We start from the raw sequence: 10,268 nt of genomic DNA on the forward strand, positions 1-10,268 counted from the left end.
CGGGGAGCGGCCGACCGGCCCGACCGTGCGTCAGGGACGTGCGGACCCTCGGTACGACTCCGAGACCGAAGCAGGGTCGCATCGGCACGGTGATCCCTTTCAGGAGACCGGCGGAGCGGGCGACTTCACGGCGCGCCCGGGCGGACCAGCCCGTTCGGAACCGCTTCGGGCCGATCAGGACGAACCACGCCCCGCCTGCCGGGACTTCAGGACCTGCGGCCCGCCTCCACCCGCCGGCGGCCGCAGCTCGCCCGACCGGACCGGCGCGCCGGGCGCACGCCCCGGCCCGCCGACCCGCCCGAACCGCCCGCCACGGCCCACGGCTCCCCTCGCCCCCACCGGACGGGCGCCGGAACTCGCCCGTCCGGTGGGGCGGGGCGCCGTGGGTCAGGTGGCGCGGCGCAGGCGGAGGGTGAGGATCTGGAAGGGGCGCAGGGCGATCCCGATCGTGCCGTCGGGGTGCACGGTCGCCGCCGCGCCCTCGTCGAGCGGACGTTCCAGCAGGTCGGTCGCCTCCGCGCCGGCCAGCGGGAAGCCGGTGCGCAGCACGCCCCGGGCCCGTCCGCCGCAGGACTCGTACAGCCGTACCACGACGTCGCCCGACCGGTCGTCGGCGAGCTTGACGGCCTCGACGGTCACGCCGTCGCCGTCCACGGACACGACCGGCTCCGCGGCGCCCGCCGACTCCGCGACGCGCAACGGCAGATTGAGGGCGTAGCCCTCGGCGACCGCGTCCGCGATGGTGGCGCCCGGCAGCAGGGAGTACGTGAACCGGTGCCGGCCCTGGTCGGCCTCGGGGTCCGGGATGCGCGGGGCGCGCACCAGGCTGAGGGCGACCGTGGTCGTCGTGCCGCCGTCCTCGCGGACCGTGCGCGAGACGTCGTGGCCGTACGTCGAGTCGTTGAGGACGGCGACGCCGTACCCGGGTTCGCCGATGTGCACCCAGCGGTGGCCGGAGACCTCGAAACGGGCCGCCTCCCAGCTGGTGTTGGTGTGCGTGGGCCGCTGGACGTGCCCGAACTGGATCTCGGCGGACGAGTGCGGCGCGCGGACGTCGACCGGGAAGGCGGCCTTGAGGATCTTCTCGGCCTCGTGCCAGTCGATGTCGGTCTCGATGTCGACGCGGGGGCTGCCCGCCCGCACGGTGATCGTCTGGGTGAGGGTCGAGCCCCTGCCGAAGGAGCGGGTGACGCGCACCGCGCCGAGCAGCGGGTCGTCCTCGACGACGGTGACCGCGTCCGGGTCGAGCAGGTCGGTGAAGCGGTTCTTGTAGTGCTTGTCGATGTCCCAGGCGTCCCAGTAGTTGGGCAGGTCGGTGTGCAGGCGGAGCAGGTTGCCAGGGCCGGCGAGGACCTCGCGGTCCGCGCGCAGGTCGCGCACCGAGGACAGCGTGCCGTCCGCCGCGACCTCGACGCGGACCAGTCCGTTGTCGAGGGTGCGGCCGGTGACCGTCACGGCCTGCGGCGTGCCGACGGCCGGCGCGGCCAGCGGGGCGCTGCCGTTCGCGGGCGCCTCCACGTACGCCGGCGCCCCGGCGGAGGTGCGCACGACCTCGGCGCGGTCGTAGGGGCTCGTGTTGAACACGCGGGTGGCGCCCGCGCCCAGCGCGGCCACGGCCTCGGCCGTCAGCTCCTCCAGCTCGGCGGCGACCCTGGCGTACTCGGCCTCGGCCTCGCGGTGCACCCAGGCGATCGAGGAGCCCGGCAGGATGTCGTGGAACTGGTGCAGCAGCACCGTCTTCCAGAGCCGGTCGAGCCTGTCGTACGGGTAGGCGTAGCCCGGCGCGTGCAGCGCGGCCGTGGTCGCCCACAACTCCGCCTCGCGCAGGCGGTGTTCGGACCGACGGTTGCCCTGCTTGCTGCGCGCCTGCGTGGTGTAGGTGGCGCGGTGCAGCTCCAGGTAGAGCTCGCCCACCCACACGGGGGCGTCCGGGTACTCGGCGCGGGCCTGGGCGAAGAAGTCGTCGGGGTGCTCGATGACGACCTTCGGCGAGCCTTCGAGGTCGGCGAGCCGACGGGCCCGTTCCATGATCTCGCGGGTGGGGCCGCCGCCGCCGTCGCCCCAGCCGAAGGGGGCGAGGGAACGCGTGCCGCCGCCCTTCTCGGAGTAGTTGCGCACCGCGCGGTCCATCTCCTCGCCGCTGAAGCGGGCGTTGTAGGTGTCGACCGGCGGGAAGTGGGTGAAGATGCGGGTGCCGTCGATGCCCTCCCACCAGAAGGTGTGGTGGGGGAACTTGTTGGTCTGGTTCCAGGAGATCTTCTGGGTGAGGAACCAGTCGTTGCCGGCGAGCTTGGCGAGCTGCGGGTAGGCGGCGTTGTAGCCGAAGGAGTCCGGCAGCCAGACGCCCTTGGTCTCGACGCCGAAGTGCTCGATGAAGAACCGCTTGCCGTGGATGAGCTGTCGGGCGATGGCCTCGCCGCCGGGCAGGTTGCCGTCGGACTCCACCCACATGCCGCCGACCGGGACCCACTGTCCCTTCTTCACGGACTCCTGGATGCGCGCCCACACGTGCGGGTAGTTGTCGCGCACCCACTCGTACTGCTGGGCCTGGGAGCAGGCGAAGACGAAGTCCTCGTACTCGTCGGCGAGCGCGGTGACGTTGGAGAAGGTGCGGGAGGTCTTGCGCTTGGTCTCGCGGATCGGCCACAGCCAGGCGGAGTCGATGTGCGCGTGGCCGACGCCGGAGACGGTGTGGGCGCTGGCGTGCGCGGGCCGGGCCAGGACCGGGGCCAGCACCTCGCGGACGGCGGCGGCGCTGCCGGAGACGTCGTCCAGGTCGAGGGCGTCCATGGCCCGGTCCAGGGCGTGCATGATCTCGTGGCGGCGCGGTTCGTGCTCGGCGAGGTGGACCATCAGGCCGCGCAGCACCTGGAGGTCGAGGTCGAGGTGCCAGACCTGCTCGTCGAGGATGGCGAGGTCGGCGCGGCGGAAGGTGTACAGCGGTCGGTCGCCGGCGGTCAGCACGTCGCCGAGCTGGGTCGGCGCGGCGAAGTCGTTCGCCAGGATGTCGGGGTTGGAGGCCGCCTCGACGAGGTAGTCGACGCTCTCGCCGCCCGTCGCCGGGTTGCCGATCGGCACGTACTGGTTGAGCGGGTTGACGGCCTTCAGCGGCGTCCCGTCGGTGCGGTGGACGAGGGCCTCGGCCTGGTTGCCGGGCCAGTCGCCGACGAAGCCGAGGTCGATGACGGCCTCGACGCGCCGGCCGGCCCACTCGGCGGGCACCCGGCCGCGCATCCGGAACCAGGTGGTGCCCCAGGGCGGTCCCCACGGGGTGTCCATGGCGAAGGGCTCGTAGGCGGCGGCCGCGGCCTCCTCGAAGGGCACGGGCTCCCCCGGCGCCTGCCAGGCCTCGACCTCGAGGGGCACGGTGGCCGCGTAGACGGCGGGCTTGACGCGCTGGTTGTGGACGCGTTCGACGCGCTCCTCGATGCGGCGGCGTTCGTCATGCATGGGGAATCTCCAGAGGGGGACCACGAAGTGCGGGAGGCCTGAGGCCGGGTGCTGGACCCAGCGGGGGAAAGCGCTTTCCCCCGCTGAGGCTACTTAAGGTACGCCAGCCCCGGATGGACGTCGGCGTAGGCCTCGACCAGCCTGCGGGCGACGTTCACCGAGTCGACCAGCGGATGCAGCGCGAACGCCTTGACGGCCGTCGCCCGGGAACCGGACTCGGCGGCGGCCAGCACCTCGCGCTCGACGCCCTTCACCGCGCAGACCAGTCCGGTGGCGTGCTCGGGCAGCGGGGCGACGGCCACCGGGTGCGCGCCGCCGGCGTCCACGAGGCAGGGCACCTCGATGACGGCGTCCGCGTCGAGCACCGAGAGCACGCCCTGGTTGCGCACGTTGAGGATCAGCGTGGTGCGCTCGTCGCGGGCGATGGCCCGCATCAGGGCCAGGGCGACCTTCTCGTAGCCGCCGGAGAGATCGTCGGCGTCGCGCTCGCCGGCGCCGGCGGTCTCCCGGTTCTCGGCCATGTAGGTGGCCTCGCGCTCGGCGCGGGTGCGGTCCCAGGCCGTCAGGGCCGCCGCGCCCGGGTCCCTCATCTCCTCGTAGAAGCGGGACTGCTGGTCGGCGAGGAACGCGCCGCGGGTCTTCTCGGCCTGCTGGTAGGCCCGGACGGCCTCGCGGTTGAAGTAGTAGTAGTGCAGGTACTCGTTGGGGATCGCGCCGAGGGACTGCAGCCAGTCGACGCCGAAGAGCTTGCCCTCCTCGAAGGAGCCGAGCAGGTCGGGGTCGGCGAGCAGCCGCGGCAGCTGGTCGCGTCCGGCGACGCGCAGGCCGCGGACCCAGCCGAGGTGGTTGAGGCCGACGTAGTCGATCCACGCCTGGTTCGGGTCGGCGCCGAGGACCCGGGCGATACGGCGGCCGAGGCCGACCGGGGAGTCGCAGATGCCGATGACGCGGTCGCCGAGGTGGCGGGACATGGCCTCGGTGACGAGCCCCGCCGGGTTGGTGAAGTTGATGACCCAGGCGTCGGGGGCGAGACGGGCCGCCCGGCGGGCGATGTCGACGGCGACGGGGACGGTCCGCAGGCCGTAGGCGATGCCTCCGGCGCCGACCGTCTCCTGGCCGAGGACCCCCTCCGCGAGGGCCACCCGCTCGTCGTTCGCGCGTCCCTCGAGGCCGCCGACGCGGATCGCGGAGAAGACGAAGTCGGCGCCGCGCAGAGCCTCGTCGAGGTCGGTGGTGGCGGTCACGCGGGGGGCGTCGGGCACGGCGGCGGCCTGTTCGGCCAGCACCCGGGCGACCGCCCGCAGCCGGCCGCCGTCCAGGTCGTACAGGACGACGTCCGTGACGCGCCCCTCGCCGCGGTCCGTCAACAGCGCGCCGTACACGAGCGGCACCCGGAACCCGCCGCCGCCCAGAATCGTCAGTTTCACGCCTGCACCTTTCCTGCCAGGACCACCTCGACGCCCGCCTCCTCGAACGAGGACCGGGTCGCCGGGTCGACCGGCCCGTTCGTCACCACCACGTCCAGGTCCTCGGGACCGCAGACCCTCGCCATGCCCGTGCCCGGGAACTTCGCCGCGTCGGCGAGCAGGACGACCTTGCCGCCGGCCTTGATCATGGCCCGTTTGACCGGCACCTCGACGACCGTCGTGTCCATCACCTGCCCGCCCGGGCGCACTCCGCTGGTGCCGAGGAAGAGCCAGTCGGCGTGCAGCTGGCGCAGGTTGTCCTCGGTGAGGAAGCCCACCAGCGAACGGTACTCGCGGCGGACCATGCCGCCGAGGAGCACCAGCTCGATGCCCTCGTCGTCGGCGAGCTCCTCGTAGACCACCAGGTTGCTGGTGATCACGGTGAGTCTGCGGCCGTGCAGCTGCCGGGCCAGCCGGTAGGCGGTGGTGCCGATGTCGAGCAGCACCGTCTGGCCGTCCGCGACCATCGCCGCGGCCCGGGCCGCTATCGCGTCCTTCTCGGCCACGCGCACCTCGGCCACCTCGGCGAAGGGCTGGTCTCCCTCCTCCGCGACGGCCCCGCCGTGCACCCGGGTCAGCAGGCCGTCCTCCTCGAGCTTGACCAGGTCGCGCCTGATCGTGGCCGGGCTCACACCCAGCTCCTCGGAGAGATCGGTCACGGCCGCGGGGCCCCCGGCGCGCAGGGCCCGCAGGATGAGTTGATGTCGTCGTTCTGCCAGCACGACGTGAACACTACTCGTCATCTTCAATCAAATCCATGCTCACTTCTGCTGAGGTATTGACCAATCTCGCGGAGGGGCGCACGATTCCGGTCACCGAAATGAAGAGTTCTGACGAGAGGATGCGCGGTGGACGACGACCGGCCCGACGTTGTGCTCACCGGGCTGCTCTTCTACGACCTCGTCCTCACAGGCCTCGGCCGAGCGCCGACGGCGGGCGAGGAGATCTGGACCGACGGCATGGGCTGCGGCCCCGGCGGCATCGCCAACCTCGCGGTGGCGGCGTCCCGCTTCGGCCTGCGGACCTCGCTCGCCACGGTCTTCGGCGACGACTTCTACGGCGCCCACTGCCGGGAGGTCCTCGCCGGCCAGGAAGGCGTCGACCTCGCCCTGTCCCGCACCGCCGACGGCTGGCACACCCCCGTCACCGTCGCCCTCGCCCTCCCCGGACCCGGCGCCCCGAGCGGCGGAGCACCCGCCTTCGACCGGGCCCTCGTCACCCACGGCCAGGAGCCGCCGTACTCGCAGGACGCGCTGATGGGCGACCCGCCCGAGGCACGCACGGCCCTCGTGCACCTCGAGGCCGAACCGCGCGGCTGGCTCGCCAAGGCGGCCGCGAACGGCACCCGGGTCTACGCCGACGTCGGCTGGGACCCCACCCGGCAGTGGTCCGCCGGTCTGTTGGACCAGCTGGCCCTGTGCCACGCCTTCCTCCCCAACGAGACCGAGGCGATGGCGTACACCCGCACCGACAGCGCGCTCGCCGCGCTCGGCACGCTCGCCGAGCTGGTGCCGGTGGCCGTGGTCACCCGGGGCGCGCACGGCGCCGTCGCGGTCGACCAGAGCACCGGCGAGTTCGCGGAGGTCCCCGCCCTGGACGTCGACGTCCTGGACGCGACCGGCGCCGGCGACGTGTTCGGCGCGAGCTTCGTGGCGGCCTCGCTCGGCGGCTGGCCGCTGGAGGAGCGGCTGCGGTTCGCCGTCCTCGCCGCCGGACTGTCCGTACAGCGCCACGGCGGCGCACTCGCCGCGCCCGGCTGGTACGGCGTGCGGCGCTGGCACCGCTCCCTGACCGACCCCGACCTGAAGCGGGCGTACGGCTTCCTCGCCGACCGCATCCCGGCGGACGTGGGCCCGCCCGTACGGCACGCCCCGGTCACCCCGCCCGTCCTGCGGCCCTGAGCCGGACGGACGCCCCCCACGCATGCCCCTCGAACGGCACCCCGTCTGCGAAGACGCGAACAGATCCGAAAGGCGGTGGGAGCTGTGCGGCTCTCACGAAGAGGCCTGCTGCGCGCGGGCCTGGCCGGCACGGCCGCCACGGCGCTCGGCGGCCTGACGGCCGGCTGCGCCGTCCCGACCGGCTCCACCGGCCGGAACATGGTCCTGTGGTACTGGGACGGCGGCCTCGGCGACACCGTCGTCAAGAACGCCAGGTCCCGCTACGACAGCGCGGTCGACCTCCAGGCGATCAAGATCGGCGGCTACTACCGCTCCAAGCTGATCACCACGCTGGCCGGCCGCGCCCACATCCCCGACATCGCGGGGCTCAAGGGCGAGGACATGGCGTCCTACCTGCCCGACGCCGACCAGTTCGTGGACCTGCGCACGCTGGGCGCGGAGAAGTTCAAGAGCCAGTACCTGCCGTGGAAGTGGGAGCAGGGCGTCGCCGACGACGGCTCCCTGGTCGGCTTCCCGATCGACTGCGGCCCGGTCGCCCACCTCTACCAGTACGCGGTCTTCCAGAAGGCGGGCCTGCCCTACGAGCCCGCCGATGTCTCCCGCGAGCTCGACACCTGGGAGAAGTTCTTCGCGGCCGGCGAGCGACTGCGCAAGCGGCTCCCGGGGACCTCGCTGCTGACCGACGTCAACAGCGTCTTCGAGAACGCGGTGCAGCAGGGCAGCGCACGCTACGTGGACAAGGACCGCCACTTCATCGGCGACCAGGAGCATGTGCGGCGCGCCTGGGCGCTCGCCGTCGAGGCCAAGCAGCGCAAGATCGTCTCCAACCTGGTCAGCGGGACCCCGGACCAGCTGTCGGCGGTGGAGGACGGCAAGCTGCCCAGCCAGCTCGGCGCCTCCTGGGCCACCAACGACCTCAAGACCGGCGTGCCGAAGACCAAGGGCCGCTGGCGGGTGGCCGACATGCCGGTGCGGCCCGCGAACAACGGCGGTTCGTTCCTGTCGGTCACCAAGGCGTGCCGCGAGCCCGAGCAGGCGTTCCAGATCATCAGCTGGATGCTCGACGCGGGCAACCAGGCGCAGGGGTTCCTGGACGCGGGGCTCTTCCCCTCCACCCCCGCGTCGTACGGCCTGAAGCAGGTGCGCGAGCCCGACGAGTTCTTCGGCGGGCAGGTCACGATGGACGTCTTCGGGCCGGCCGCGCAGAAGATCTCCGTCGCCTACAACAGCCCCTTCGACGTGGCGCTCGGACAGCCCATCAAGGACGAGATCAAGAACGTCGGCGTCCTCGGCAAGGACCCGGAGCAAGCCTGGAGTGACGCCATGAGCACCTGCCGGCGCATCGCGAAGCACCTGGGGGTGAGCGTCTGATGGCCACGCTCCCCGCCGTCGAACGGCCCCCGGCCGTCGTGACGCCCACGCCCGCCGTCCGGCCCCGTACGGGGTGGCGCAAGCACTGGCACCTCTACGCCGCGATCTCCCCCTTCTACCTGCTGTTCCTCTGCTTCGGCCTGATCCCGGTCGGCTTCTCGCTCTACCTGTCCTTCCACCGGTGGGACGGCCTCGGCCCGATGGAGTGGGCCGGGCTGTCGCAGTACCGCTACCTGCTCGGCGACACGCAGTTCTGGTCCTCGATCGGGACCACGATCGTCATCTGGGCGCTGGCCACCTTCCCCATGATCTTCCTGGCGATGGTGACGGCCGTGATGCTCAACTCGGCCGTCCGCTTCAAGACCCTCTACCGGGTCGCCTACTTCCTGCCGAACGTCACCTCGGTGGTGGCGATCGCGATCGTCTTCGGCTCGGTGTTCTCCACCAACTTCGGCCTGGTGAACGCCTTTCTGCAGGCCGTCGGCTTCGACCAGATCGCCTGGCTGAACACCCCGTGGGGCATCCGGATCGCCGTCGCGACGCTGATGACCTGGCAGTGGACCGGCTACAACGCGATCATCTTCCTGGCCGGCCTGCAGACCGTCCCCGGCGAGCTGTACGAGGCGGCGCGCATGGACGGCGCCGGTCCCGTGCAGACCTTCTTCCGGATCACCCTGCCGATGATGCGTCCGGTGCTGCTGTTCGTGCTCGTCGTGTCGACGGTCACCGGTCTGCAGAGCTTCTCCGAACCCCAGGTCCTGCTGCAGAACACCTCGAACGACTCGACGTTCTCGGGCGGTCCGGGCCACGCCGGCCGGACCATGGTCCTCTACTTCTTCCAGCAGACCTTCGACAACAACGACTTCGGCTACGGCGCCGCCGTGGCGTGGGGCATCTTCCTCGTCGTCGTCCTCTTCTCGATCATCAACTGGCGGCTGGTGCAGCGCCGCGGCGAAGGCTAGGGAGGCCCGCACACCATGGCATCCAACCGGACCACCCGGCACACCCGGCACACCCGCGGAATCGACGGATCCCGCCGCACAGGGATCGCGCTGCACGCCGTCCTCGTCGTCGGCGTCCTGCTCTCGGCCTTCCCGTTCTACTGGGCCGTGATCATGTCGACGCACACCACGTCGGAGATCTTCTCCTACCCGCCCAAGCTGCTGCCGGGCACGCACTTCCTGGAGAACCTGCGCAGCCTCTTCGACACCGTCGACTTCTTCGGGTCGATGCTCAACTCGTTGCTGGTCGCGGGGTCGGTGACCTTCCTGGTCCTGTTCTTCGACTCGCTGGCCGCCTTCGTCTTCGCCAAGTTCGACTTCCCGGCCAAGCGCCTGCTGTTCGTGCTGCTCATGTTCATCTTCATGGTGCCGGCGCAGCTCCAGGCCATCCCGCAGTTCGTCATCATGGCGGGGCTCGGCTGGATCGGGTCGATGACGGCGCTGATCGTGCCGGCGGCCGCCAACGCCTTCGGCATCTTCTGGATGCGCCAGTACATGACCGGCGCCATCCACGACGAACTCCTCGACGCGTCCCGCATCGACGGCGCGCACTTCCTGCGCCAGTACTGGCACGTGGCGCTGCCCGTGGTCCGGCCGGGCCTGGCCTTCCTCGGCATCTTCACCTTCATGGGCCAGTGGAACGACTACGCCTGGCCGCTGATCGCCCTCACCGACCCGGACAACGTCACCCTCCAGGTGGCGCTGTCACAGCTCAACGGCACTCACGGAACGACGGACTACGGAATGGTCATGACCGGCGCCCTGCTCGCCCTCGTCCCCCTGCTGATCGTGTTCGCGCTCGGCGCCCGCCAGATCATCGGGGACCTCGCCAAGGGAGCCGTCAAGTGACGGACCCGCTGCTGGCGCTGCGGCCCTGGTCGGCGCCCGAGCTGACCTCCTGGGGCCGGCTGCCCATGAACGCCGTCGACCGGCGCTGCGGAGCACACTCCCTGGACGGCGACTGGCGTTTCCAGTTGCTGCCCGCTCCGGACGCGCCGGTCGGCGGCCGCTGGTCGAGCGCGGCCGTGCCCGGCGTGTGGACGATGCAGTCCGTCGAGGGCGCCGACGGCGCCGACGAC

At 71.8% G+C, this 10,268-nt stretch carries 8 protein-coding genes; 5 read left to right on the top strand and 3 right to left on the bottom strand.

Annotated elements, in window-relative coordinates; genetic code table 11:
• Positions 1-387: 387 nt before the first annotated feature.
• The 3 genes from ABT300_RS37200 to ABT300_RS37210 all read right to left on the bottom strand — a co-directional run bounded on the left by ABT300_RS37200 (position 388) and on the right by ABT300_RS37210 (position 5,638).
• Entirely contained in the window at positions 388-3,450 is a 3,063-nt protein-coding gene (locus ABT300_RS37200; RefSeq protein WP_351685633.1) for an alpha-mannosidase, read from the bottom strand.
• 89 nt (positions 3,451-3,539) lie between these two features.
• On the bottom strand, positions 3,540-4,877 hold the full coding sequence (locus ABT300_RS37205) for a 6-phospho-beta-glucosidase (protein WP_351685635.1): 1,338 nt from the start codon (positions 4,875-4,877) through the stop codon (positions 3,540-3,542).
• Complete coding sequence (locus tag ABT300_RS37210) at positions 4,874-5,638, bottom strand: DeoR/GlpR family DNA-binding transcription regulator (RefSeq protein WP_351685647.1); 765 nt, start codon at positions 5,636-5,638, stop codon at positions 4,874-4,876. The genes ABT300_RS37205 and ABT300_RS37210 overlap by 4 nt, the downstream gene beginning before the upstream one ends.
• A gap of 126 nt (positions 5,639-5,764) precedes the next feature.
• Between ABT300_RS37210 and ABT300_RS37215 the strand changes: the two genes are divergently transcribed.
• The 5 genes from ABT300_RS37215 to ABT300_RS37235 form a co-directional block, all read left to right on the top strand.
• Positions 5,765-6,817 carry a carbohydrate kinase family protein gene (locus ABT300_RS37215; protein WP_351685637.1) on the top strand — a complete coding sequence of 351 codons (1,053 nt, stop codon included), beginning with the start codon at positions 5,765-5,767 and terminating at the stop codon, positions 6,815-6,817.
• Between the two features lie 84 nt (positions 6,818-6,901).
• Positions 6,902-8,188: an ABC transporter substrate-binding protein gene (locus tag ABT300_RS37220; protein ID WP_351685639.1), complete on the top strand. Its 1,287-nt coding sequence runs from the start codon at positions 6,902-6,904 to the stop codon at positions 8,186-8,188.
• Entirely contained in the window at positions 8,188-9,150 is a 963-nt protein-coding gene (locus tag ABT300_RS37225) for a carbohydrate ABC transporter permease (RefSeq protein ID WP_351685641.1), read from the top strand. The genes ABT300_RS37220 and ABT300_RS37225 overlap by 1 nt, the downstream gene beginning before the upstream one ends.
• A 15-nt stretch (positions 9,151-9,165) precedes the next feature.
• Positions 9,166-10,038, top strand: coding sequence for a carbohydrate ABC transporter permease (locus tag ABT300_RS37230; RefSeq protein ID WP_351685643.1), 873 nt, complete (start codon positions 9,166-9,168; stop codon positions 10,036-10,038).
• On the top strand, positions 10,035-10,268 hold a 234-nt coding region (locus tag ABT300_RS37235), incomplete at its 3' end, for a hypothetical protein (protein WP_351685645.1). The genes ABT300_RS37230 and ABT300_RS37235, both read left to right, overlap by 4 nt.

It is taken from the genome of Streptomyces sp. NPDC001027 (assembly GCF_040299045.1).
Taxonomy (GTDB): domain Bacteria; phylum Actinomycetota; class Actinomycetes; order Streptomycetales; family Streptomycetaceae; genus Streptomyces.

Coding starts and splice junctions, on each gene's coding strand:
- ABT300_RS37200 (WP_351685633.1), bottom strand. CDS start 3,450: ATGCATGACGAACGCCGCCGCATCGAGGAGCGCGTCGAACGCGTCCAC.
- ABT300_RS37225 (WP_351685641.1), top strand. CDS start 8,188: ATGGCCACGCTCCCCGCCGTCGAACGGCCCCCGGCCGTCGTGACGCCC.
- ABT300_RS37230 (WP_351685643.1), top strand. CDS start 9,166: ATGGCATCCAACCGGACCACCCGGCACACCCGGCACACCCGCGGAATC.